The organism is Kitasatospora herbaricolor (assembly GCF_030813695.1).
In the GTDB taxonomy this organism is placed as follows: Bacteria; Actinomycetota; Actinomycetes; order Streptomycetales; family Streptomycetaceae; genus Kitasatospora; species Kitasatospora herbaricolor.
The window spans coordinates 8,166,356-8,188,434 of record NZ_JAUSVA010000002.1; the positions used below are offsets into that span (position 1 = coordinate 8,166,356).

Genomic DNA, 22,079 nt, shown 5'->3' on the forward strand with positions numbered 1-22,079 from the left:
GACGTCGCGTCGGCGCTACATCGAACAGGCCTCGCGGCGGTCGGCGGCCGGCCGCCGGCGGGTTGTGGACCGACTCGCTCACGGCGCAACACTCCTTCCGGATCCAGCCATCCGCGCAAGTTCCTAAGACGGCTTTACTTAAGATGTTTTAAATAATCATCCCCTGGTCAACTCCTGTCAAGGGACCGAAACTCGGCGGTGGTAACGATTTCGCACACCCCGCCGAAGGGCTGAATCCGACCGAGGGAGACGGCAACGCAGCACCTGGCGCGGTCCACCTGTCCGCCGACGCACCTCGGCGACCGTCCCGGTCGGGCGGCGGCCCTCCGGGGGCGGCATCTACCCGGTGTGTTCGTCGGGTGCGTCGAACCGGCGGCGCCAGACGGTCGCGAGGGGTGTGGGCAGGATCAGGATTCGGCGGCATCCTGCGGCGATGAGCACCTGATACGCCAGCCGGACGCGGCGCTCCTCGCTGGAGAAGACCCAGGGCCCCGGTATCAGCAGCACCCGGTGCGAGCCGTCCATCACCGCATGGACGAGCGCCTCGAACTGGGGCCGGGGCCGTGGGCCGCGGGCGGGCGTGAGGTCGTCGAGGTAGAGCGCCGGTGCGGGCAGACCCAGGCGGGCGGCGAAGCGCCGAAGGGTCTCGCGGTGCACGTCCACCGCCGTCGCACCGGGCGAGGAGTGGCGGCGCAGGTAGGCCGCGGGCTGCGGAAGGGTGGACGTGTCAGACATGTGCATGTGCATCTGGGCGGCCTCCGGAGAACTCGGCCGAGCGCCGCCGGCCTGCACGCGTCGAAGTGGGACGGGTCGGTCGAAGGATCCGCAGTCGCCGGTGGGGGTCACAGGTCGGCCCAGTACGGGGTGCCGTGGCCTGACGGGTGGCAGCCGTGTGCGGTGGCCGGTCGGGCGATGACGGCGCGGCCTCGGCCGTGCTCCTCGGGTGCGCAGCCGGCGGTCCGGGTTCCTTCCCGGGCGGCGGGGCCGCCGTCGTCGACCGCGATGTGCAGCGGGTCGGCGGGAGCGGGGTGGCTGAGGCGGAGGACGATCGGAGGGAGGGAGTGCTCGATCGCCCTGGTGACGAGTTCGGAGAAGACGACGAGCAGGGCCTGGTCGGTGGTGTCCTCGTCGACGCTCCGGGCGCGGAGGGCGGCGCAGGTGATGCGGCGGGCGAGGCTCGCCGACGCGGGTCGGTGGGCGATCACCCGGACGGTGCCGCTCCGGTCGTAGGCCGGCCCGTCGGCGGCGCCGGGATTCGGGGTGGCGCCGGCAGCAGGCCCTGCCATGTGGCTCGCAGTGTCGGTGACCGATCTGACGGGAAGGATGGCGACGGCCTCCATGAACGTTCTCCTCTGCCGACCCACCGGTCGGAATGTCCGTTCCATCCCCCCGCTTCCCCCCATGAGGCCTCCAGGTGAAGATCGACGGGTGGTCGCGAAGGTCACAGAGAGATGACGGGCGGCATCGGTCGTAGGGGGTTCATAGGGGAAGGCCAAGTGGCCGGGGACGGAGCCGTAGGTACAACCACCGGCACCCAGGAGCTGCCCTCCACGAGGCGGCCGTCGATCGCCGTCACGGCTGCAGCCGGGCCTGTACCACCACGCCGCCCTGCTCGCCGGCCCGGCCCACCCGTCTGGAGCCGGGCTGCCAAGGGGGCGTCCGGCGCGGTGAACACACCAGCCATGGTCGTGCGCCGGCCGTACCGCCGCGGGTGCCGCCCGCCTGCGGTCATGGGGCCGCAGGTCAGGCCGCATGCCGCAGGGCTCCGGCCCCGGTCTGCCGATGCGGTGCGGCGGGCACGGCATCGCGCCGACCCGTGCACAGCGGTCAGGGCCGGTTCGCGGCGTGCGGCGGACTCCCCGGCCACACTTCGAACGCCTGCGAGATTCCCGCCGGCGGTCCGGCGCGGAAACGCCCGCGGATCAGCGCATCGATCTTGACCACGGCGTCCTTTCGACCGCTGAGTTCCACCTTCACCGGTCCGGCTCCGGCATCTGCGAGGGCGACCGGCCGTGCGGCGCCTTCTTCGAGCGGGGTCGACGTGTCCACCTGCCAGCGGGTGCGGACCACCTGATCGGAGGGTGAGACGTAGTCCCCCGCTGCGCCAGGACCAGGGACGACGATCAGCTTGAACGACTGCCCCACTGTGTCGGCGACCACGTTCGCCATCGGCGTTGCGCCGGAGATCGACATGTGCACCATGCCGCTCGGTTCCCGTGAGCCACTGGTACTGGTCATCTCTCCTCCGAGGTCGGCTCCCCTTCCAGGGTCTGCCCGCGCGAGGCCGCCCGCATCCGTTCAGCGGGCGGTCCCGCTTCGTGCTCGCCGCCGCCGGCGGCAGCCCGCGGGCAGGGGCGGCGTCCGGTCCGACGGTTCCCTGACGCGCGGCCGGGCCGCCCGGCACGCGCCCGGCGGCCCAGGTGAAGTCGCCCGGCGTCTGCTCGGGCGGCAGAGGTGCTCCACGGGGACGCAAGCGACGACTCCCCGCGAAGGAGGCCCGGCTCGGGCCGGGGCCCCGGCCCGAGCCGGAGCGTCAGAAACCCCCGTCGTAGACCACGGTGACCGGCGCGTGGTCGGACCACCGCTCGGCGTGGGTGGCCGCGCGCTCCACGACGGCCGTGGTGGCGCGGGCGGCGAGGCCCGGGGAGGCGATCTGGTAGTCGATCCGCCAGCCCGAGTCGTTGTCGAAGGCGCGGCCGCGGTAGGACCACCAGGTGTAGGGGCCGGTGCGGTCCGGGTGGAGGGCGCGGACCACGTCGACGTAGCCGGCCTGGTCGAAGACCTGGTCCAGCCAGGCGCGCTCCTCGGGGAGGAAGCCGGCGGCCTTCTGGTTGGCCTTCCAGTTCTTGAGGTCCTCCGGGCGGTGCGCGATGTTCCAGTCTCCGCACACCACCACCTCGCGGCCGCCCGCGGCGGCGCGCTCGCGCAGTTTGCCGAGGTGGACCAGGAACTCGGCCATGAAGCGTTCCTTTTCCTCCTGGCGTTCGGTGCCGACCTCGCCGGACGGAAGATAGAGGCTGGCGACGGTCAGGCCCGGCAGGTCGATTTCAAGGTATCTGCCCGAATTGTCGAATTCGGCCGATCCGAAGCCGATGGCCGTGCGTTCAGGTTCCGACCGCGAGAGCACGGCCACCCCGGCCCGGCCCTTCGTCGCCGCGGGCGCCCATGCCGTGTGCCAGCCGGGCAGATCCTTCAGCTCGGGCGGCAGCTGGTCCGCCTCTGCCCGCACCTCCTGAAGGCAGACGACGTCCGCCTCGGTGGCGCCCAGCCACTCGACGAAGCCCTTCTTGGCGGCGGCCCGGATCCCGTTCACATTCACACTCGTCACCACGATCACCCGGGAAGCCTACCGAGGGTCGGAGGCGCCCGGTGGCACCGGCCGCGGCGGGCGGTGCCGGTCCTGTCATGCGCGTTCACTTCATGAACACGGCATGAATCCCTGATTCGTCCCGTGCGAGGCCGTGCATTGGTCTTGACCATCTCCCGACACACCCCCTAGTGTCACTTACTGCAAAGACCTTTAATAAAGAAGGACGGATAAAGCCCGCTCTCCTACCTGCCGCAACACCGGGCACGGGCTGGCCGACCTTCCTTCAGGCCGGGTGGAGGACATGGTGGCCACGACAGGACAGCTTGAGGCGGTGCCGGAGCCGAAGTACTGGCACCTGCGCACCGTGCTTCTTCGCACCATTGACGCGGAGTTCTCGACCGGCCAGGTGCTGCCGAACGAGCGCGAGCTCTCGGCGCGCTTCGGGGTCGCCCGTGCCACCCTGCGCCAGGCCCTCGACCAGCTGGAGCTGGAGGGCCGGCTGGTCCGCCGCCGTGGCATCGGCACCCTGATCGCCGCCCCCCGGGTCGGCGTCCCGGTCAGCCGCCGCGAGGAGGGCTGGCCCGGCACCGCCCGCAGCCAGGCCTGGCGCACCGTCGACTGCACCAGCGCCCCGGCCGGCGCGCAGCTCGGCCAGAGCCTCGGCATCCCGGACACCGAGATCGTCCACACCGTCCGCCGGGTCCGGATGGTGCAGGGCCAGAACGTGGCGGGCGAGTCGCTGCACGTCCCCTCGTCAGCGCTGCCGCACCTGCCCGGCTTCCGGGCCGAGAACGACCGCGCCCGCTCGGTGCTGCGCCACCTGGAGCGGCTGGAGGTCGACGGCGAGTCCCGCTCGGTCGAGCTCGGCGTCGCGGAGGCGCAGGAGGCCGCACTGCTGGAGCGCCCGCCGGGCACCCCGGTCCTCGTGGTCACCAGCCAGTACGCGGCCGGCGGCCGGCTGGTCGCGCTGGCCGTCTCCACCTACCGGGCCGACACCTGCAAGCTCACCTTCGGCGAGACCGGCCTGGTCGAGGTGACCCCGGTCGCCGGCGGCGCCGTGGTCGCCACCGCCTCCTGATCCCGCACCCCTGAGCCCGGACGCCTGAGCCCGCGCCCCTGGTCGCGAACTCCTGATCCCGCACCCCTGAGCCGGACTTCTCGGCCCGAGGGCGTCGTACGGCGCGTACGTCCGAAGCCCGGCCCGACCTGCGAAGGGCCCGTTCACCTGATCCGGTGAACGGGCCCTTCGCATGGTCAGCGACGTTCTGCGGCGGCCGGGTCGAGCAACGGAGGGCCCGGAGCCGGGACAACACCGGTCCCGGGACGCGGACGGCGCGGCCCGGACGGCGCGGCCCGGACGGTGAGGCGCTCGCGGAAGGGGCGGGGCGACGGAGCCGCCCCGCCCCTCGGACGCTAGGGCCTGTGTGATGTTGTGATCAGTTGAGCGGTCGCACGAGGTCGTCTATCCAGATCATCGAGGCGCGGAGGTGAAGGCCTGCGAGGTAGCTCTCGGGCGTCTTGTCGAACCGGGTGGCGATGCCCCGCCAGGCCTTCAGCCTGTTGATCAGGCGCTCGACGGTGTTCCGCTCTTGGTAGAGGTTGATGTCGTGGCCGACGGGTCGCCCGCCCTTGCTGCCCTTCCGTTTCCGGCTGGCAGCCTGGTCCTTCTTCTCCGGGATGACAGCCTTGATGCTGCGTTTGCGCAGGTAGGCGCGGTTGGCGCGGGACGAGTAGGCCTTGTCTGCGGCGACCGCGCCGGGCCGGGTGCGAGGCCGGCCGACCGGCAGGCGCACGCGGACCTTGGCGAGGACGGGGACGAACTGTGGGCTGTCGCCGGCCTGTCCCGCGGTCAGGACGAGCGCCAGCGGCCGGCACCTACGGTCGGCGGCGAGATGGACCTTGCTGGTCAGCCCACCCCGTGACCTGCCGAGCAGGGCCTGCTTCAGACGGAGCTTGCGTCGCAGTCGGACCTGTCTGCGCTCGTCCTGTCCGTTCTGTTCCTGCGACTCGCCCCGTTACCGTTTTCGTGGCCCCGCAATGGGGTTCCCGGCCTCCCGGCCCGGCATGACTTGCGCCCCCAGTCGATCATGATCGAAAAGGTGGTGTCACCGGGCTCGGAGGCGTTGGCAGACCGCTAATGAGGGGCTTGAGCGCCGGATCCCGCACCGGGTGAGGCAGGCTCTCCGTAACGTGGATGCCGGCACGCCGATGCCGCAGGGCCGGGGAGGACGAGACCTGGGGAGGGCCGGTTGACCAGCACCGACGGCATAGATCTCTATCTCGGCCTGGACGTCGGCAAGGGCGAGCACCACGCAACCGCGCTCACCCCGGCCGGCAAGAAGGTCTTCGACAAGGCACTGCCCAACAACGAGCCCAGGCTCCGTGAGCTGTTCACGAAACTGCAGGCCAAGCACGGGACCGTGCTGGTGGTGGTCGACCAGCCGGCCACCGTCGGCGCCCTGCCGCTGGCCGTCGCCCGCGACACCGGCTGCCGCATCGCCTACCTGCCCGGCCTGACCATGCGCCGGATCGCCGACCTCTACCCGGGCGAGGCGAAGACCGACGCCCGCGACGCGCACGTCATCGCGGACGCCGCCCGAACCATGCCACACACCCTGCGCGACCTGGTGGCCGCCGACGAGACCGTCGCCGAGCTGGAGATGATCGCCGGGTTCGACGACGACCTCGCGGGCGAGTCGACGAGGATCAAGAACCGTCTGCGGGGCCTGCTCACCCAGATCCACCCGTCCCTCGAGCGCGTGCTGGGCCCGCGACTGGACCACCCGGCGGTCCTCGCCCTGCTCGAACGGCACGGCTCCCCGGCCCAGTTGCGCAAGGCGGGCCGACGTCGACTGATCACACTGCTGCGGCCCAAGGCCCCACGGTTGGCCGAGCGCCTTGTCGAGGACATCTTCACCGCCCTTGACGAGCAGAGCGTCGTCGTCCCCGGCACCGAGGCCGCCGCGCTGATCGTCCCCAGCCTCGCCGGCTCACTCGGCTCTGTGCTCGACCAGCGCAGACTCCTCGCGGCGAGGATCGAGGAACTGCTGGAGGCGCACCCTCTTTCCCCGGTCCTGATCTCGATGCCCGGCATCGGGATCAGGACCGCCGCCCGGATCCTCGTCGACGTTGGCGACGCAAGCGTCTTCCCGACCGCCGGCCACCTCGCGGCCTACGCGGGTCTGGCGCCCGTCACCCGCGCCTCCGGCTCCTCGATCCGCGGCGAACACCCCTCCCGTCGGGGCAACAAACAGCTCAAACGGGCCTTCTACCTCGCCGCGTTCGCCTCCCTGTCCCAGCCCGAGTCACGCACCTACTACGACCGGAAACGACGCGAGGGCAAGCACCACGTCGCCGCCCTCGTCGCGCTCGCCCGACGCCGCATCGACGTCCTCTTCGCCATGCTCCGAGACGGCACCCTCTACCAGCCCCCGACCGCCGCTACCGGTTGACGAAGACCATAGGGGCACCTTTTGTCGGGCCGCCTCCTGCTCGCGCGCGGCCTCCTCCAGGGCCTGCATGAGCTCCTCGTCGACGAGCATCCCGGCGGCGTCGTGGTGGGCGCGGACAGTCGTCGAGTCGACGCTGACCAGCGACAGGTCCGTCTTTCCCTCGCGGGCGGCCTCGGCGATCAGGCCTTCGAGCAGGGCACTGAACACGCCGGCGTCCCGCCAGACCCGAAACCGGCCGAAGACCGTGGACCACGGGCCGAACTCCTCAGGCATCTCCCGCCACTGAGCACTGGAGCGGAACCGCCAGATCACCCCCTCGAACTGGTCGCGAAGCCGTTCGGGGTAGGGTCCGAACCTGCCGATCGGCAGGTAGGGCTCGATCAAAGTCCACTGCTCGTCGGTGAGTTGCCTACGCGTCACAGTCAACATTCCTACCGGGTTCTGCCCCGGAGCAGGGGCAGAACCCGAAGATTGATCACAACACCACACAGGCCCTAGGCCCGGGCGCCGCCACCGCCGTTCGTCGGCGGGTCGACCGCGAAGAGCTGCTCCTCGACGTGGTCGAGGGCCACCCTCAGCGCCCCCATCGCCACCACCTCGGAGCCCAGGGCGGCGAGCGCGACCTCGGGGGCCCGCAGGGTGTACAGCGCCAGCTGCTTGCGCAGCGGCTCCAGCACGCCGTCGAGCCCGGCCGCCCAGCCGCCGACCACCACCAGCTGCGGGTCTATCGCCAGGACCAGCGCGGCGACGTCGTGCACCAGCCGGCCGAGGAAGCGGTCCATCGCGACCTGCGCGACCTCGTCGCCCTCGCGGGCCAGCCGCAGCACCCGGGCCACCGCCGCCTCGTCCAGCGGGTCCAGCGGCTTGCCGGAGGTGGAGAGCAGCCGCTCGGGGGTGGCCTCCCGGCCGAGCAGGTGCAGGGCGCCGATCTCGCCGGCCGCGCCGCCGAAGCCGCGGTGCAGCTTCCCGTTGATCAGGGAGCCGGCGCCCGGGCTGAGCCCGGCCATCACGAACACCACGTCGCCCATGCCGACCGCGGAGCCCTGCCAGTGTTCGGCGATGGCCGCCAGGTTGGCGTCGTTCTCGATCAGTACCGGACAGCGGAACGAGCGGCGCAGCCGGCCCCCGAGGTCGAGCCCGGTCCAGCCGGGCATCGCGGTGCCGAGCTGCACGGTGCCGTCCCGGTCGACGATGCCGGGGCTGCCGACACCGACCGCCCACAGGTTGTCCCGGGAGATCCCGGCCTTGCGCAGCACCTCGGCGACGGTGGTGCGGACGGCGCTGAGCCGCTCCTCGGCGTCCAGCGCCTCGTCCACCGGCTTGAAGTGGGTGCCGACCACCTCGCCGGCCAGGTCGGCCAGGATCACCCGGATGTCGTGGACGCCGATCTCGATCCCGAGGATGTGACCGGCCTCGGCCCGGAACCGGAACCAGCGGGCGGGGCGGCCGCGCTGGCGGCCGCCGCCGGGCTGCGCCGCGCCGGCCTCGTGCTCGACCTCGGCGACCAGGCCCGATTCCACCAGGCTCTCGATGACGCCTTCGACGGTGGGCCGGGAGAGGCCGGTGTCTCCGACGAGCTGAGTGAGGGTCACCGACTGACCGGATCGCAGTGCGCGCAGCGTGACGGCGGCGTTGATCCGCCGCAGCAACGAGGAGTCTCCTCCGGTGAGCCGATCCGACAAGGCGCTACCCTTCCGCGTTCGCGCGACAACTCTGGCGCGCGGTGCCGAGTTCGAGTGCGCGGTGGCTTCTGACGCACCGCGGAACACGCCCGCCCGGAGCGCGTGCGACAGTGCGGCGGTAACCGGAGGGCGTGAGCCGGATGCTACCGGTGACCCCTGTCGGCGGGCGAGCATTTCCGCAGCTCATAACGGCTTCGGTATCTAAATGGTACGGATCTGTGGGTACCTGCACCGGGCGCCTGGGCGGCCGCCGGTCACCCCGGTGCGGCGGCTCTCCCGGGGCTCGCCCGCCGAGGGGGACCGGGGCCGGCCCCGCGGGGGTGACGCCCGGTGCTCCTGGGGCGGCCGGCGTTTCACGGGCTGCCGGTGGCCCGTCCGGCCGCCCGGGCCGAGCCCGCGGGTTCAGCGGACGGCGCCGGGGAAGCCCGTCGGCCCGCGGGTGTCCCGTACGGGCCACAGGTGTGGTTCCTCCGTCCGCCGGGCCCAGAACGGGTGCCCGGCCCAACGGCCCTCCAGCCGGTGGACGCTGCGGTGTTCGCGGAGGTAGCCCGCGTACACGGCCCGCACCCCGTGCCCGTACTCGGCGAGGGCCGAGCGGTGGCCGCGCAGCCGGGCGTCGAGCGCCTCCCCGGCGTTCAGGCCGGTGACCAGGGCGGTCAGGACGCCCTGGGCGGAGAGCGGGTCGAAGGCGACGGCCGCGTCACCGGCGGCGATCCAGCCGTCCCCCCAGGGCCGGTCGAGATGCGCGCTGTGGGCGGGCGCGCGGCGCGGGGCCCGGCCGGGGTCGGCGGGGTGCGGCTCCGCGCGGGTGCGGACGTGACGGGTCCGCAGCATCCTGCGCAGGAACGGTCCGGCGTCCGTGGGCGCCGCGGCGGGCAGGTCGGCGTCGGTGAACCAGGTGACCAGGCGGTGCCGCGAGGGCAGCGGGGCGGTGTACCACCAGCCGTCCGGAGCGGACTCGACCAGGGAACAGCCGTCGACCGCCTCCGGGCCGGGCCCGAGGGTGAGGTGGGTGGCCGTCAGCCGGTCCAGGGTGCGGCGCCGGGCGCCGCAGCGGGTCGCGAGGGCGGCGGCGCGTCCGGTGGCGTCGACCAGCCAGTCGCACCGGACGGTCCGGCGGCCGGCGGGCCCGCGCAGCTCCACGCTCCAGTCGCCCTCCGGAGTGCGCATCGGCGGCCGGACGGCGCTCCGTTCGGCGAGGTCCGCGCCGGCCGTCCGGGCGGCGGCACGCAGCCGGCGGTCGAACAGCGCCCGGTCGAGGAGCCGGCCGTGACCGTACGGGTCGCGGATCGAGTGCACCGACCGGAGTTCCGCCGATCCCCAGGCGGAGAGCCTGCGGTAGCACGGCAGGTGTCCGGACCCGAGCACCTGCGGCCCGATCCCGAGGTCGTCCAGCAGCACCGCCGCGACGGCGGCCAGCGACTCGCCGGCCTTGGCGGGACCGGTCCCGGCGTCCGCCAGCAGGACGCTGCGGCCGGCCCGGGCCAGGGTCAGCGCGGCGGCGCTGCCGGCCGGGCCGCCGCCGGCGACCAGCACCTCGTAGCGGGCGGCGGGCTCCGAGGGCTCCGTGGGCTCCGAGGGCTCCGAGCCGTCGGCCGGGGCCGGGGGTTCCGCGGGGTCCGGGGTCGGTACGGGCATGAGGTCCTCCGTGGTCGCACTTCCTCCGGCTGCGAAGCTAGCGGGCCCAGGGCCGGGGGAGGCCCCGACGCCCCCGGTGTTCACGCGGAAGGGTCGTTCCCCGCGGGCCCGTGGGCGCCCGCGGCCGGTCGTGCGGCCGGTCGTGCGGCCGGTGGCGCGGGTGCCCGCAGCCGGCCGTCCGTCCGGAACGCGGTCGGGCGCGCGGTCATCGGGGGTGCCGGGCGGCCTCTATGCTGCGGGCATGCCGAACGAGCTTCGTCCTCTTCATCCGGGCACCACCACGCTGTCGGATCCGGCCTTCGTCCGGGAGAAGACCCGGCTGACGCTCGTTCCCTTCGTTCCCGAGGTCCGCCTGCACATGGCGGACGACGCCATCACGCTCTGGGAGTCGACCGAGGAGGCCCGCGGCGAGATCGGACTGCCGCCCCCGTTCTGGGCGTTCGCCTGGGCCGGTGGCGTGGCGGTCGCCCGGTACGTGCTCGACAATCCCGACCTGGTGGCCGGGCGTTCGGTGCTGGACCTCGCGGCGGGATCCGGGCTGGTCGGGATCGCGGCCGCGCTGCGGGGCGCGGCCTCGGTCCGCGCGGCGGAGATCGACGCCTACGCCGTGGCCGCCATCGGGATCAACGCCGAGGCGAACGGCACCCGGGTCGCGGCGGCCGTCGAGGACCTGCTGGACGGCGACGGCGCGCCCGCCGAGGTGGTGCTCGCCGGGGACGTCTTCTACGAGCGGACGATGGCCGCCCGGTTCCTGCCCTTCCTGGAGCGCGCGCAGGCCCGGGGCGCGGTCGTGCTGGTCGGTGACCCGGGCCGGGCGTACCTCCCGCGCGAGCGGTTCACCGCGCTGGCCTCCTACGAGGTGCCGGTGGTCGCCGACCTGGAGGACACCGCCCTGAAGCGGACCACCGTCTGGCGGCTCGGCGAGGCGCCGGCCCGACGTTGACCTTCGGTGCGGCGCCGTCCGGTGCGCCACCGCCCGGTGCTGCGTCGCCCGTTGCGGCGCCGCCGCCGGGGAAATCCCCTCGTGGCGGCCCCGGCCGAGCTGGTAGACAGTCGGCATGACCGATCCGATCATTCGTACCGCCGGCCTCCACGAGGTGCCGGACCTGCTGGAGTTCTGGGCCCGGGCGGCCGAGGGCACCAGCATCACCGACGACGCCGACGGCCTGGCCCGGCTGATCGCCAGGGATCCGCAGGCCCTGATCGTCGCCGAACTCGACGGCGCGGTGGCCGGCACGGTGATCGCGGGCTGGGACGGCTGGCGCTGCCACCTCTACCGGCTCGCGGTCGACCCGGCGCGCCGCCGGCAGGGGATCGGCGCGGCGCTGCTGGCCGCCGCCGAGCGGCGCTTCGAGGAGCTCGGCGGCCGCCGGGCGGACGCGATGGTGCTCGACCACAACGAGTTGGGGCAGCGAACCTGGCAGCGCGTCGGCTACGGGCCCCAGCCGCAGTGGACCCGCTGGGTCAAGCCGCTCGGCGGCTGAGCGCGCCCCCGCCGGCGCGCCCGCAGCCCGCGCCCGCAGCCCGCACCCGCAGTCCGCGCCTGCAGTCCGCGACCGGAGGGCCGTCCCGCTCCCGCCGGGGTCACCCGCGCTCCCGCATCCCACGAGGCGTACAACGCCGGGCCGGCACGGTGGCGCGGCGGCCCCCCGGACGCTCCCGGATCCCGGGCGATGTGACGGGCGGTGAGGTGAGTGTGGTGGAGACGGCGGCGCGGGTGCGCTCCACCTCATCGGTGAGCTGGGCGGTGATGGCCTCGACCGGGCCTCCCCGCTCCCTTCCCCGCAGGGCGGTGCGCACCGGGCGACGGGCCGCCGCGGCGGACTGTGGCTCGTCGGGCAGCAGCTCGATCGCGGAATCCGCGACCGGTGGCCGCTCCTGGGCCTCGACGGCCACGGTCACCGTGTGTCGGACAACAACGCCAGCCCTGCCAGGAGCCCGCCGTAGGCCAGGACCAGCAGCAGAGCGAAGAGGACCAGGATCCAGCCGGTCACCAGTCCGAGCAGCGCGAGGCCGCGGTCACGGCCGCCCAGCCGCTTGCCCCGGCGGCGGCCGAGGTGGCCGGCGGGGATCGCGACGGCACCGGTCGCGAACACGAGGAAGGTGTACAGCCCGCCGTACAGCAGCCAGAACAGCGGGGTCAGGAAGACTCCCGCGATCAGCGCTGCCCCCAGGGAGGCAGCCCCGATGCTGATCCGCGCAGGTGTGTTACGGGCGGTGCCTGCCGTTTCGGCCTCCTGGGCAACTGCGGTCACGTCCGAATTCCTCTCGCCGGCTTCGGCGGTCACTCTACGAGAGAGGGGGACTCGAGCTTGATGCCTTCTCCGGGGCAGAACCTGGTAGGAGACCGAGGAGACGGAGCTCGGCCCGACGGCGTCGCCGATCCCCCGCGTGCTCGGAGGCGAGCCGGGCTGCTCGACGGTGTGCTCCACGATGCGCAGAATCCTGGCCTTGCGGTCGGTCGGTCCGTCGCTGTTCCGCCTCCCGCCGGGGTCACGCCCCCGCGGGGGTCGCGAACGCGTCGAGCAGCGCGTCCACCTCGCGGGTGACGCCGGCCAGCGCGGCCTCGGGGTCGCCGGCCCGGGCGAGCAGCATGCCCGCTTCGCAGAGGGCGCCCAGCAGCAGGTGGGTGCGGATGTCGAGGTCGCCCGGGCGCAGCCGGCCCTCGTCGACCGCTGCGCCGAGGCCCCTGCGCAGCAGGGCGACGCTGTGCTCCGCCTCGATCTCCCGGACCTCCTCCCAGCCGAGCACCGCAGGACCGTCCAGCAGCAGGATCCGCCGGACCGCCGGGTCCAGGCAGCTGCGCAGGAAGGCCGCGCACCCGGCCCGGACGGCCGCCAGGGCGTCGGGGGAGCCGGCCGCGGCCTGGTGGAGCAGCAGGGCCCGGCGTTGCTCCTGGTGCAGGAAGGCGGCGCGCAGGAGGGCGGTCTTGCCGTCGAAGTGGTGGTAGACCGCGCCCTTGGTGACACCGGCGGCCCGGGCGATCCCGTCGATCGACACGGCCGGGTAGCCGTCCCGGCCGAACAGGGTGATCGCGGCGTCCACGATCTCACCGGTGGTGCTCTCCGAGCGGTCCGCCTGGGTCCTTCTGGCCATTGCTGCCTCCTCTTGACGCCACATACTAACGGTACGTAAGTTCCGTACCGCAAGTACGTACTGGTGGTACGTAACATTGGCAGGCATCTGGCTTCCCTTGGGGGAGAGGACAGTTCATGACGGACACCCGATCCGGCACCCGGCCGGACCCGCAGGACACCCCGCAGGACACCCCGTACCGCGCCCACCGCGCGGGCGACTTCGCCGACCGATGGGCCGCTTTCTGGGCGGCGCCCGACCCGGCCCGCCTCGACACCCTGAGCCATCCGGAGATCGTGCTGCACTGGCCCGGGCGCCCTGAGCCGATCGTCGGCCTGGACCAGTGGGCGGCCCAGGTGACCGGCACCCTGCAGCGCTTCCCGGATCTGCGGCTGACCGTGCTCGCCCACGCCCTGAACGAGGACATCGCCTTCGTCGGCTGGCGGGCCACCGCCACGGTCGACGGCACCGCCGCCGCCTGGGAGGGGGCCGACCGGATGCGGCTGGTGGACGGTTTGGTGGTGGAGTCCACCGTGGTCTTCGACACCGCCGGCCTGCGCGGCCGTTCCGCCTGAGCACGCCGCCGGGGCACGCCTGATCCACCGCGGTACCCGACCACCGCTCGGCGGCCCGACCACGAGGGCGGGCCGCCGAGACGGCGAGGCCGGGGTGTGTCCGGCAGGGCGGCGGGTCACGCCGCCGGCCGGTTCGCCGGTTCGCCGGTTCGTCGGGTGGTCAGGCCCTCAGGGCAGCGGCAGCGGCGGGACCTGGTGCGCTGCCGTGAACGCGTCCGCGTCCCAGTGCCCGCCCAGCCGGGGGGCCAGCGCCGCGAGCGCCGTCCCGGCGAAGCCGGCGGCCTCCCGTCCCGCGCCCTCGGGCAGGACGCCCAGCAGCGGGGCCCCGGCGGCGACCGGAAGGTCGGCCAGGTTGCAGCGCTCGGCCAGCCCGGCCTCCCGAGGCCAGGAGCCGACCAGCACGCCGAGCGGGGCCAGGCCCCGGGCGTGCAGTGCCTCCGCCGTCAGGGTGGTGATGTTGAGGGTGCCGAGGGCGGCCGCCGCGACCACCAGCACCTCGGGGGCCAGGCCGAGATCGGCGCTCGCCCGGGCCATGTCGGCCAGGGTGCGGCCCTGTTCGTCGTAGCGCACCAGCAGCCCGCCGGCGCCCTCGACCAGGACCAGGTCGTGCCCGGCGGCGAGTTCGGCCACCGCCTCGGCGACCCGCTCCGGGCCGATGGTCGGCAGCCCGCACCGCCGGGCGGCGGTGTCGGGGGCCAACGGCTCCGGGTAGCGCGCGAGTTCACGGGTGGTCAGCGGCCCGGCGAGGCGGACCACCTCCGCGGCGTCCCCGGGCTCGCCCGGCGCCACACCGGTCTGCCCCGGCTTGAGCACGGCCACCCGGCGCCCGGCGGCCAGCGCGGCCGCGGCGATCGCCGCCGTGGCGACGGTCTTCCCGACATCCGTGTTGGTGCCGGTCACGAAGAGCACCTCGGCGGTCATCCAGCCACCGCCGCCGCCGTGACCGCCGCGCCGATCCGGGCCAGGTCCTCGTCCCCGGTGATGTACGGCGGCATGGTGTAGATCAGGTCCCGGAAGGGCCGCAGCCAGACGCCCTCGCGGGCGGCCGCCGCGGTCGCGGCGGCCATGTCCACGGGGTGGTCGAGCTGGACGACGCCGATCCCGCCGAGCACCCGGACGTCCGCGACGCCGGGCACCTCGGCGGCGCCCGCCAGGCCCGCCGCCAGGCCGGCCTCCACCCGCTTCACCCCGACCTGCCAGTCCTGGCCGAGCAGCAGCCCGATCGAGGCGTTGGCGACGGCGGCCGCGAGCGGGTTGCCCATGAACGTCGGGCCGTGCGCCAGCACCGGCACATCGCCCTTGCTGATCCCGTCCGCGATCTCGCCCGTGCAGAGCGTGGCGGCCATCGTCAGGTAACCGCCGGTCAGCGCCTTGCCCAGGCACATCACGTCCGGCGAGACGCCGGCGTGGTCGGCGGCGAACAGTTCGCCGGTCCGGCCGAAGCCGGTGGCGATCTCGTCGAAGACGAGCAGGACGCCGTGCTCGTCGCAGAGCCGGCGCAGCAGCCGCAGGTAGCCGGGGGAGTGGAAGCGCATCCCGCCCGCGCCCTGGACCACCGGCTCGACGATGACCGCCGCCAGCTCGTCGGCGTGCCGCTCGATCAGGTCGGACAGCTCCGTGGCGTACGCCTCGTCGACCGGCGCGTCGAAGCCGGCCGGCGGCTCGCCCGCGAACAGCTGGCGCGGCAGCACGCCGCCCCAGAGCTGGTGCATCCCGCCCTCGGGGTCGCAGACCGACATCGGGTGGAAGGTGTCACCGTGGTACCCGCCGCGCCAGGTCAGCAGGCGCTGCTTGGCCGGCCGCCCCACCGACTGCCAGTACTGGAGGCACATCTTCATCGCGACCTCGACGGCCACCGAGCCGGAGTCGGCCAGGAAGACGTGCCGCAGCGGCTCCGGCGTGATCTCCACCAGGGTCGCCGCCAGCCGGACGGCGGGCTCGTGGGTGAGCCCGCCGAACATCACATGGCTCATCCGGCCGAGCTGGTCGCGGACCGCCTCGTCCAGCACCGGGTGCCCGTAGCCGTGGATCGCGGCCCACCAGGACGACATCCCGTCGACCAGTTCGCGGTGCCCGGCGACCGGCTCGGCCAGCCGGAGCCGGACCCCGGCCGCGGACACCACCACGTACGGGGTCGCGGTGCCGGGCATCGGCCCGTACGGGTGCCAGACGTGCGCCCGGTCGAGCGCCAGCAGGGACTGCGGGGACAGCTGTGCCACGGTGGTGGGTTCCTCGGTCGTCACGGTGTGCCGGCGCCGGGCCCTCGTGGGGCGGCCGGCGCCGGTTCGGTCCGGGTCGGGGCCGGTCCGGCTCAGGCGTTGGGGGCCAGCTCGGTCCCGGCGCCGCGCCGGCGCACCCGGACCAGGTCGCTGCGTACGGCGTCCTCCTCGGCGGAGCCCGCAGCGGCGACGCCGGCGGTGTCCTGGCCGGCCGCGACGGTTGCCCCGACGCTGGGGGCCGCCTCGCCGTGACCGCCGCAGGGGCCGCAGCCGCCGCCCGAACCGCAGGCACCGCCGGCCGGTGCGCAGGCGTGCCCGGCCGCCTCGGCGGCGTCGACGCGGTGGCGCGGGAGGGTCACCTGGCCGGCGCCCTCGACCTCGAAGCCGGCGTCCGCGATCATGTCCAGGTCGGCCTGGCCGGCCTGGCCCTCGCTGGTCAGGTAGTCGCCGAGGAAGATCGAGTTGGCGATGTGCAGGCCCAGCGGCTGCATCGAGCGCAGGTGCACCTCGCGGCCGCCGGCGATCCGCACCTCGACGTCCGGGCAGACGAACCGGACCATCGCCAGGATCCGCAGGCAGCGCTGCGGGGTGAGGTTCCACTCCTTGGCGAGCGGGGTGCCCTCGAACGGGATCAGGAAGTTGACCGGCACCGAGTCCGAGTCCAGCTCGCGCAGCGCGAAGACCACGTCGACCAGGTCCTCGTCGCTCTCGCCCATGCCCGCGATCAGGCCGGAGCAGGCGGACAGGCCCGCGCCGTGCGCCTTGTTCACGGTGTCCACCCGGTCCGCGTACGTGTGGGTGGTGGTGATGTCCCCGTAGGTGCCCTCGGAGGTGTTCAGGTTGTGGTTGTAGGCGTCGGCGCCGGCCGCCTTCAGCCGCTCGGCCTGGTTGTCGGAGAGCAGGCCGAGGCAGGCGCACACCTCCACGGCCTCGTTGGCGTCCTTGATGGCGGCGATGGTGTCCGCGACCCGGTCGATGTCACGGTCCGTCGGACCGCGGCCGCTGGCGACCAGGCAGACGCGCTTCGCACCGCCGGCGAGGCCCGCGGCGGCGGCCTCGGCGGCCTGCTCCGGCTTCAGCCAGGTGTACTTGAGGATCTCCGCCTTGGAGCCGAGCCGCTGCGAACAGTAGGAGCAGTCCTCCGGGCAGAGCCCGCTCTTGAGGTTCACCAGATAGTTGAGCTTGACCCGGCGGCCGAACCACTGCCGGCGCACCCGTCCGGCGGCCGCGACCACGTCGAGGAGTTCGTCGTCGGTGGTGGCGAGGACGGCAAGGGCTTCCTCGCGGGTCGGAATTTCCCGGCGCAGGCCCTTGGCGGTGAGGGTGTCGAGCAGATCCATGCGCCTGATCCTGCCCGCTCGCCGGGCGCCCGCGCCAGAGGGAACCCGCCAGAAGATCCCGCGGCGGATGTGCGAGTTGTCACAGTGTCGCCGCTCACAGTAGTGGCGCAGGTCACCCGGGCTCCGGTGTCCACCACTCGGACGGCGGTGCGGGGCCGCCGCCGGGCTCCGGGCCCCACCCCTTGATCAGCGGCGCCGGCCCACCACCTAGAATCTGCGCCATGACCACGCAGGGGCAACGCGACCCGCAACCGGCAGACCGGACACCCGAAGGGCGCGCCGCGCGGGCGCGCCACGCGACCCGCGGCCTCCCGGCCAGGGCGCTGGGGTGGTGCGTCGTCGTCGCGGTGGTCGCCGGTGGCGGATGGATAGTCAGCCGGCCGCACCCGGGGGACTGGATACCCGGGCTCGGCCCGTCCAGCGCGGACGCCGCCAAGACCCCGCCGGTGGTCGGCAACCCGCTGCCGCCGAGCGGCACGGACCAGGAAGGCCTCACCGCGGACCGGTACTTCCCGGCTCAGCGCGCCGTGGAGATGGGCGCCTACAAGGGCCGCCGCAACGGTGCCCGGCAGGGCCAGGACTGCGCGGAGACCCTGCAGGCCCGCGAGACGGACCCGCTGCAGGGCAGCGGCTGCCAGGGCTACGTGACCGTCAGCTTCAGCGCCGTCGACCAGCCCGCCCTGCTGAGCAGTGTCACGGTGCTGCGCTTCCCGGACGACGCGTCCGCGGCGAAGGCCGCGCAGGCCCTGCGGGCCGGGCACGGCCCGGCGGAGGCGCTGGTCTTCATCCTGCCGGACGCCTCCGCGGCGCCCGTCCCGGCCGCGGCCGCCGGCAAGCCGGCCGATCCCGCCAAGCCCGCGGACCCGGGGAAGGTGGAGGCGGTCGGTCACTTCCTGACCGTCACCGTCTCGCGGTTCGCGGAGTCCCGCACCGCTGCGCCGAGCCCCGGCCCCACGGCGTCCGGCACCGCCGGCGCCCCGGAGGCGCCGCCGGCCCCCGCCACGGGCAGTGCCGCGGCGTCCACCACCCCGAGCGCCCCGGCCGGGCCGAGCCAGGCGCAGCTGCTGGACCTGGCCACCCGGGCGGTCTCCTACGCGGCGGGCGCGCAGTTCATCTGGACCTGAGCCGGGCCGTCGTGACCTGAGCCGGGCCGTGGTGACCTGGCACGGGCCGTGGTGACCTGAGTGGAAGGGCCGCGGCCCGGCGCGGGCCGGGGAGAACCCGGGCCGGACGCGGCGCACCGTCAGGAGCCCCTCCACGTACCGCGCCTGCCGGCGTGCCGGGCCACCGGCCCCGCCTACTTGCTCTGCAGCTTCCCGAGCGGGTGGGGGTCGCTCTCCAGGGCGGCGGCCGCCGTCCGCCAGCCGGTGTCCCCGGGGTGGAGGGCGCTGCGGAGGAAGGCGGTGGTGAGCCGCTGGACCAGGGCGACGCGGGCGGGGCTCTCGTCGGTGGTCTCGGCTACCTCGTACCCGGGGATGCCCCCGAGCGAGTGCTCGGCGCCGAACAGGGTGAGCAGGCTCTTGGGGCCAGGGCTGCAGGTGTAGGGGTCGGTGAACCAGTCCGGACCGCGGGTGGACAGGTGGGACTGGTCCCGGTCGCCGGCGACGATCAGGGCCGGGGTGGTCATGCCGTCGAAGGAGGGCCTCAGGAAGGGCAGGTGCTCGGCGGCGAACGGGGTCAGATCGTCGCCCAGGCCGGTCAGGGCAAGGAGCACGCCGGCCTTCACGCGCGGGTCGGACATGTCCTCGCCGGGAACGCCGTCGGGGCCCAGGACACGTGCGCCCAGCAGCACGCTCGCGCTCTGGGCGCCCCAGGAGTGGCCGGCCACCGCGATGCGGCCGCGGTCGACGCGCCCGGCGAGGCCCGGGACGGAGTCCTCCAGGGTGTCGAGGCGGTCCAGCACGAGGGTGAGGTCCTCGATCCGGTGCCGCCAGATCCGCGGGGTGCGGGGGTCCTCGGCGGGGACGGCGAGGGTGCGGGAGTCGAGGTGGGTGGGCTGGAGGACGACGAAGCCCTGGGCGGCCCAGTGGTCCGCCAGCGGGGCGTAGCCGTTCATCGACCAGCCGAAGCCGTGCGAGAGGACGATGACGGGCAGATCCCCGCCGGTGGCCGGTGCGGACACCCGGACCTGGAGGTCCTCGCCCCGGCCGGCGGGGGCGGGCAGGACGACCGGCTTCGCGGAGATCACGCGGCGGGGCGCGCCGGCGGCTTCGTGCGTGTTCGTGGTGTTCGAGTCAGACATGGCAGTGCTGTCCGTTCGGTCTGCTGCACGCGACGGGCCCGGCGGTTCGTGGAACCGGCCCGGGGGCGCGCGAGGGTGGAGGGTGGGGAGCGCTGAGGCGGGCAGTGCTGAGGTGGGTAGTGCTGAGGGTGGGCAGTGCTGAGGGAGGCGAGGGTGCGCGGCCTGGGCGCGTCGCCCCCGTTCTGGCATCATGGCCAAAACGGAACCTTGTTCCGCCAACGATACGGAACCGTGTTCCGTTTTGTAAACCCGTCCAGGCAGGAGTGGCAGATTTGAGCGGGAGCAGTGCGAGCGGCCAGGGTGTGCAGGGCGCGGCCGGGGCCGTGCGCAAGGACGTCCGCCGCAACCAGCAGGCCCTGCTGGACGCGGCCGCCGAGGTCTTCGTCACCTCGGGCGTGGAGGCGCCGGTGCGGGACATCGCGGCCCGGGCCGGCGTCGGGACGGGCACGGTCTACCGGCACTTCCCCACCCGCGCGGACCTCGTCGTCGCCGTCTACCGGCACCAGGTGGACGCCTGCGCCGACGCCGGCCCGGCCCTGCTGGCGAGCAGCCCGACGCCCGGCGTCGCGCTCGGGCGGTGGGTCGACCTCTTCGTCGACTTCCTGGTCACCAAGCACGGACTGGCCGGCGCGATGCAGGCCGACAACGCCGGCTTCGAGACGCTGCACGCCTACTTCCTCGACCGCCTGCTGCCGGTCTGCACCGGGCTCCTCGACCGGGCCGCGGCCGCCGGCGAGATCCGTTCGGACATCACGGCGTACCAGCTGATGCGCGGCATCGGGAACCTCTGCGTCGGCGCCGAGAGCGACGGGCGCTACGACGCCCGCCGGATGGTGACGCTGCTCGTCGCGGGGCTGCGCCACTCGCCCTGAGTACGGCCCGCAAGAGCCCTTCCGGGCGGCTCCGTTCGGCCGGTCGCCCGCCGCCCGCCGGTGTTCCGTCCCGGCCTGCGCGCTCAGCGGTCGCGCGGCAGCCCCAGTTCGCCCGCCCGCAGTCCGGCCTGGAACCGCGAGCCGGCTTCGAGCTTGGCCATCAGCTCCGCCACCCGCCGCCGGTAGGTGCGCAGCGAGAGGCCGAGCCGTCCGGCCGCCGACTCGTCGGTCAGCCCGGAGGCGAGGGCGTCCAGGATCCGCCGGCCGTCGGCGTCGAGGTGCGGGACGTCGCCGCGCAGGCGGGTGTCGAGATCGACGGCGGTGTCCCAGAGCGCCAGGAACAGCGCGTGCACGCCCTCGACCAGGGCCGGCGAGGTGGTGACGGTGTACTCGCGGCCGGCCGGCGTCTCCCGGCCGGCCAGGATCATCACCCGCCGGTCGATCAGGATGGTCTCGTGCGGCAGCGGCGAGGCGCTGATCCGCACCAGGGCGCCCTTGCTGCGGACCAGCCGCAGGTGCGCGCGGGCCCCCTCGTCGGCGAGCGCGACCGGGCTGAGCAGCTTCCGGGCGGTGAAGTCCGGGGCGTCCGCGGTGCGCATCCGGGCCCGGATCGCGGCGCGGGCCTCCGGTTGCGACCAGGTGGCGAGGTCCCGGGCGGCGCACAGGAACTCGTGCCGTGCCGACTCGAAGAGGTGGCCGGCGCGGGTCATCAGCTCCGCGTCCCCGTGGACCGAGAACACCGGTTCGTTGCGCATGCCACCAGTCTGGCAGCAACTGGCCACGAGCTTGCCGGGCGTGGTGGCCGCGGACAGCATGGATCCCATGACGATCAAGACCTTCCCCCTCGGCGGGGACCTGACCGTCAACCGGCTCGGCTTCGGCGCGATGCGGTTGGCGATGAGCACGTTTGACGGTCCGTCACGTGCTGCGGAGAGTGGTGTCGCGGTGCTCCGGCGCGCCCTGGAGCTCGGGGTGGACCACTTCGACACGGCCGGCTTCTACGGCCGGGGCGAGGTGCGGGCCAACGAGCTGATCCGGACGGCGCTGGCCCCGTACCGCGACGGCCTGGTGATCGCCACGAAGGTCGGGCCGCTGCCCGGGCCGGACGGCGTGCCGAGCCGGCAGGCGGCGCCGGACGAGCTGCGCGGCCTGGTCGAGGCCGATCTGCGCTCCCTCGGGCTGGACCGGCTCGACCTGGTGTACCTGCGGGTCGGCGGGATGGGCGGGCCGGGCGGCGAGTCGATCGCCGAACGGTTCGCGGTGCTGGCCCAGCTCCGCTCCGAGGGGTTGATCCGGCATCTCGGCGTGAGCAACGTCGACGCCGCCCAGTTCGCCGAGGCCCGGGCGGTCGCGCCGGTGGCCGCGGTGCAGAACCGGCACAGCGCCGACGCGGGGCTGCTGGCGGAGTGCGAGGCGGCCGGCATCGCGTACGTGCCGTACTTCCCGCTCGGCGGGGGCGGCGACTCCTACCAGGCGGAGCGGCTCGGCAAGGTCGCGGCGGGCCTGGGCGTCACTCCCGCGCAGGTCGCGATCGCCTCACTGCTGGCGGCCTCACCCGTGGTGCTGGCGATCCCGGGCACCGGTTCGCTCGACCACCTGGAGGAGAACCTCGCGGCGGGCGGCCTGGTGCTCGGCGACCAGGACCTGTCCTACCTGCGGGGCTGATCCCGTCTG

Annotated in this window: 22 protein-coding genes and 3 pseudogenes; 8 read left to right on the top strand and 17 right to left on the bottom strand. The window is 74.1% G+C overall.

The window, feature by feature from the left end:
* Window positions 1–339 precede the first annotated feature (339 nt).
* The 4 genes from J2S46_RS35395 to J2S46_RS35410 form a co-directional block, all read right to left on the bottom strand.
* Complete coding sequence (locus J2S46_RS35395; RefSeq protein ID WP_191294569.1) at window positions 340–735, bottom strand: hypothetical protein; 396 nt, start codon at window positions 733–735, stop codon at window positions 340–342.
* Between the two features lie 107 nt (window positions 736–842).
* Window positions 843–1,340: an ATP-binding protein gene (locus tag J2S46_RS35400; RefSeq protein WP_191294570.1), complete on the bottom strand. Its 498-nt coding sequence runs from the start codon at window positions 1,338–1,340 to the stop codon at window positions 843–845.
* Between the two features lie 487 nt (window positions 1,341–1,827).
* Entirely contained in the window at window positions 1,828–2,238 is a 411-nt protein-coding gene (locus tag J2S46_RS35405; protein WP_191294571.1) for a hypothetical protein, read from the bottom strand.
* Between the two features lie 295 nt (window positions 2,239–2,533).
* Window positions 2,534–3,337 (bottom strand): exodeoxyribonuclease III, encoded by an 804-nt coding sequence (locus J2S46_RS35410; protein ID WP_191294572.1) that lies wholly within the window; start codon window positions 3,335–3,337, stop codon window positions 2,534–2,536.
* A gap of 274 nt (window positions 3,338–3,611) precedes the next feature.
* Between J2S46_RS35410 and J2S46_RS35415 the strand changes: the two genes are divergently transcribed.
* Window positions 3,612–4,388 (top strand): GntR family transcriptional regulator, encoded by a 777-nt coding sequence (locus J2S46_RS35415; protein ID WP_191294573.1) that lies wholly within the window; start codon window positions 3,612–3,614, stop codon window positions 4,386–4,388.
* Between the two features lie 358 nt (window positions 4,389–4,746).
* On the opposite strand, the pseudogene J2S46_RS35420 reads toward J2S46_RS35415, so the two are convergent.
* A pseudogene (locus J2S46_RS35420) lies at window positions 4,747–5,325 on the bottom strand (IS5 family transposase); the annotation flags it as partial.
* A 234-nt stretch (window positions 5,326–5,559) separates the two neighbouring features.
* Here J2S46_RS35420 and J2S46_RS35425 point away from each other — a divergent pair.
* Entirely contained in the window at window positions 5,560–6,762 is a 1,203-nt protein-coding gene (locus J2S46_RS35425; protein ID WP_191294906.1) for an IS110 family RNA-guided transposase, read from the top strand.
* An 18-nt stretch (window positions 6,763–6,780) separates the two neighbouring features.
* Here the strand turns inward: J2S46_RS35425 and J2S46_RS35430 are convergent.
* The 3 genes and pseudogenes from J2S46_RS35430 to J2S46_RS35440 all read right to left on the bottom strand — a co-directional run.
* Window positions 6,781–7,182 (bottom strand): annotated as a pseudogene (locus J2S46_RS35430) (transposase); the annotation flags it as partial.
* A 74-nt stretch (window positions 7,183–7,256) separates the two neighbouring features.
* Window positions 7,257–8,444, bottom strand: a complete 1,188-nt coding sequence (locus J2S46_RS35435; RefSeq protein ID WP_191292205.1) for an ROK family protein — start codon at window positions 8,442–8,444, stop codon at window positions 7,257–7,259.
* A 402-nt stretch (window positions 8,445–8,846) separates the two neighbouring features.
* Window positions 8,847–10,082, bottom strand: coding sequence for an NAD(P)/FAD-dependent oxidoreductase (locus J2S46_RS35440; protein ID WP_191292204.1), 1,236 nt, complete (start codon window positions 10,080–10,082; stop codon window positions 8,847–8,849).
* 241 nt (window positions 10,083–10,323) lie between these two features.
* Between J2S46_RS35440 and J2S46_RS35445 the strand changes: the two genes are divergently transcribed.
* Together J2S46_RS35445 and J2S46_RS35450 are read left to right on the top strand one after the other, a co-directional pair.
* Window positions 10,324–11,025: a class I SAM-dependent methyltransferase gene (locus J2S46_RS35445; protein WP_229913057.1), complete on the top strand. Its 702-nt coding sequence runs from the start codon at window positions 10,324–10,326 to the stop codon at window positions 11,023–11,025.
* A gap of 115 nt (window positions 11,026–11,140) precedes the next feature.
* Window positions 11,141–11,566 (top strand): GNAT family N-acetyltransferase, encoded by a 426-nt coding sequence (locus J2S46_RS35450; protein ID WP_191292203.1) that lies wholly within the window; start codon window positions 11,141–11,143, stop codon window positions 11,564–11,566.
* A gap of 100 nt (window positions 11,567–11,666) precedes the next feature.
* On the opposite strand, the gene J2S46_RS35455 is transcribed toward J2S46_RS35450, so the two are convergent.
* The 4 genes and pseudogenes from J2S46_RS35455 to J2S46_RS35465 all read right to left on the bottom strand — a co-directional run bounded on the left by J2S46_RS35455 (window position 11,667) and on the right by J2S46_RS35465 (window position 13,178).
* A complete protein-coding gene (locus J2S46_RS35455; protein WP_191292202.1) occupies window positions 11,667–11,978 on the bottom strand; it encodes a hypothetical protein in 312 nt (103 codons plus the stop codon).
* Between the two features lie 2 nt (window positions 11,979–11,980).
* Window positions 11,981–12,337: a DUF4190 domain-containing protein gene (locus J2S46_RS35460; protein ID WP_229913056.1), complete on the bottom strand. Its 357-nt coding sequence runs from the start codon at window positions 12,335–12,337 to the stop codon at window positions 11,981–11,983.
* Window positions 12,338–12,430: 93 nt separating this feature from the next.
* Window positions 12,431–12,532 (bottom strand): annotated as a pseudogene (locus J2S46_RS40940) (transcriptional repressor LexA); the annotation flags it as partial.
* Window positions 12,533–12,575: 43 nt separating this feature from the next.
* A complete protein-coding gene (locus J2S46_RS35465; protein ID WP_191292200.1) occupies window positions 12,576–13,178 on the bottom strand; it encodes a TetR/AcrR family transcriptional regulator in 603 nt (200 codons plus the stop codon).
* A gap of 116 nt (window positions 13,179–13,294) precedes the next feature.
* Between J2S46_RS35465 and J2S46_RS35470 the strand changes: the two genes are divergently transcribed.
* The gene (locus tag J2S46_RS35470; RefSeq protein ID WP_191292199.1) at window positions 13,295–13,732 is read left to right on the top strand and encodes a nuclear transport factor 2 family protein; all 438 of its coding nucleotides are present in this window, start codon (window positions 13,295–13,297) and stop codon (window positions 13,730–13,732) included.
* A 168-nt stretch (window positions 13,733–13,900) separates the two neighbouring features.
* Here J2S46_RS35470 and bioD read toward each other — a convergent pair whose 3' ends face one another.
* From bioD to bioB, 3 genes are all read right to left on the bottom strand, one after another.
* Window positions 13,901–14,653: a dethiobiotin synthase gene (gene bioD, locus J2S46_RS35475; protein WP_191292198.1), complete on the bottom strand. Its 753-nt coding sequence runs from the start codon at window positions 14,651–14,653 to the stop codon at window positions 13,901–13,903.
* The gene (locus J2S46_RS35480) at window positions 14,650–15,882 is read right to left on the bottom strand and encodes an adenosylmethionine--8-amino-7-oxononanoate transaminase (protein WP_229913061.1); all 1,233 of its coding nucleotides are present in this window, start codon (window positions 15,880–15,882) and stop codon (window positions 14,650–14,652) included. Before J2S46_RS35480 ends, bioD begins: the two co-directional genes overlap by 4 nt.
* A 161-nt stretch (window positions 15,883–16,043) precedes the next feature.
* Window positions 16,044–17,291, bottom strand: coding sequence for a biotin synthase BioB (gene bioB, locus J2S46_RS35485; RefSeq protein WP_191292197.1), 1,248 nt, complete (start codon window positions 17,289–17,291; stop codon window positions 16,044–16,046).
* A gap of 221 nt (window positions 17,292–17,512) precedes the next feature.
* Between bioB and J2S46_RS35490 the strand changes: the two genes are divergently transcribed.
* Window positions 17,513–18,415: a hypothetical protein gene (locus tag J2S46_RS35490; RefSeq protein ID WP_191292196.1), complete on the top strand. Its 903-nt coding sequence runs from the start codon at window positions 17,513–17,515 to the stop codon at window positions 18,413–18,415.
* Between the two features lie 173 nt (window positions 18,416–18,588).
* Here the strand turns inward: J2S46_RS35490 and J2S46_RS35495 are convergent, their stop codons facing one another.
* On the bottom strand, window positions 18,589–19,533 hold the full coding sequence (locus tag J2S46_RS35495) for an alpha/beta hydrolase family protein (protein ID WP_191292195.1): 945 nt from the start codon (window positions 19,531–19,533) through the stop codon (window positions 18,589–18,591).
* A 272-nt stretch (window positions 19,534–19,805) separates the two neighbouring features.
* On the opposite strand from J2S46_RS35495, the gene J2S46_RS35500 reads away from it, so the two are divergent.
* The gene (locus J2S46_RS35500; RefSeq protein WP_370882280.1) at window positions 19,806–20,405 is read left to right on the top strand and encodes a TetR/AcrR family transcriptional regulator; all 600 of its coding nucleotides are present in this window, start codon (window positions 19,806–19,808) and stop codon (window positions 20,403–20,405) included.
* 83 nt (window positions 20,406–20,488) lie between these two features.
* Here the strand turns inward: J2S46_RS35500 and J2S46_RS35505 are convergent, their stop codons facing one another.
* Window positions 20,489–21,160: a helix-turn-helix transcriptional regulator gene (locus J2S46_RS35505; protein ID WP_191292194.1), complete on the bottom strand. Its 672-nt coding sequence runs from the start codon at window positions 21,158–21,160 to the stop codon at window positions 20,489–20,491.
* A gap of 67 nt (window positions 21,161–21,227) precedes the next feature.
* Here J2S46_RS35505 and J2S46_RS35510 point away from each other — a divergent pair, with 67 nt between their 5' ends.
* Complete coding sequence (locus J2S46_RS35510) at window positions 21,228–22,070, top strand: aldo/keto reductase (protein ID WP_191292193.1); 843 nt, start codon at window positions 21,228–21,230, stop codon at window positions 22,068–22,070.
* Window positions 22,071–22,079: the final 9 nt, after the last annotated feature.

What these genes read in the sequence shown, in the direction of transcription:
- J2S46_RS35495 (WP_191292195.1), bottom strand. Translation starts at nt 19,533, where the DNA reads ATGTCTGACTCGAACACCACGAACACGCACGAAGCCGCCGGCGCGCCC.
- J2S46_RS35395 (WP_191294569.1), bottom strand. Translation starts at nt 735, where the DNA reads ATGTCTGACACGTCCACCCTTCCGCAGCCCGCGGCCTACCTGCGCCGC.
- bioD (WP_191292198.1), bottom strand. Translation starts at nt 14,653, where the DNA reads ATGACCGCCGAGGTGCTCTTCGTGACCGGCACCAACACGGATGTCGGG.
- J2S46_RS35490 (WP_191292196.1), top strand. Translation starts at nt 17,513, where the DNA reads ATGACCACGCAGGGGCAACGCGACCCGCAACCGGCAGACCGGACACCC.
- J2S46_RS35465 (WP_191292200.1), bottom strand. Translation starts at nt 13,178, where the DNA reads ATGGCCAGAAGGACCCAGGCGGACCGCTCGGAGAGCACCACCGGTGAG.
- J2S46_RS35450 (WP_191292203.1), top strand. Translation starts at nt 11,141, where the DNA reads ATGACCGATCCGATCATTCGTACCGCCGGCCTCCACGAGGTGCCGGAC.
- bioB (WP_191292197.1), bottom strand. Translation starts at nt 17,291, where the DNA reads ATGGATCTGCTCGACACCCTCACCGCCAAGGGCCTGCGCCGGGAAATT.
- J2S46_RS35445 (WP_229913057.1), top strand. Translation starts at nt 10,324, where the DNA reads ATGCCGAACGAGCTTCGTCCTCTTCATCCGGGCACCACCACGCTGTCG.
- J2S46_RS35505 (WP_191292194.1), bottom strand. Translation starts at nt 21,160, where the DNA reads ATGCGCAACGAACCGGTGTTCTCGGTCCACGGGGACGCGGAGCTGATG.
- J2S46_RS35470 (WP_191292199.1), top strand. Translation starts at nt 13,295, where the DNA reads ATGACGGACACCCGATCCGGCACCCGGCCGGACCCGCAGGACACCCCG.
- J2S46_RS35510 (WP_191292193.1), top strand. Translation starts at nt 21,228, where the DNA reads ATGACGATCAAGACCTTCCCCCTCGGCGGGGACCTGACCGTCAACCGG.
- J2S46_RS35440 (WP_191292204.1), bottom strand. Translation starts at nt 10,082, where the DNA reads ATGCCCGTACCGACCCCGGACCCCGCGGAACCCCCGGCCCCGGCCGAC.
- J2S46_RS35400 (WP_191294570.1), bottom strand. Translation starts at nt 1,340, where the DNA reads ATGGAGGCCGTCGCCATCCTTCCCGTCAGATCGGTCACCGACACTGCG.
- J2S46_RS35405 (WP_191294571.1), bottom strand. Translation starts at nt 2,238, where the DNA reads ATGACCAGTACCAGTGGCTCACGGGAACCGAGCGGCATGGTGCACATG.
- J2S46_RS35415 (WP_191294573.1), top strand. Translation starts at nt 3,612, where the DNA reads ATGGTGGCCACGACAGGACAGCTTGAGGCGGTGCCGGAGCCGAAGTAC.
- J2S46_RS35480 (WP_229913061.1), bottom strand. Translation starts at nt 15,882, where the DNA reads ATGCCCGGCACCGCGACCCCGTACGTGGTGGTGTCCGCGGCCGGGGTC.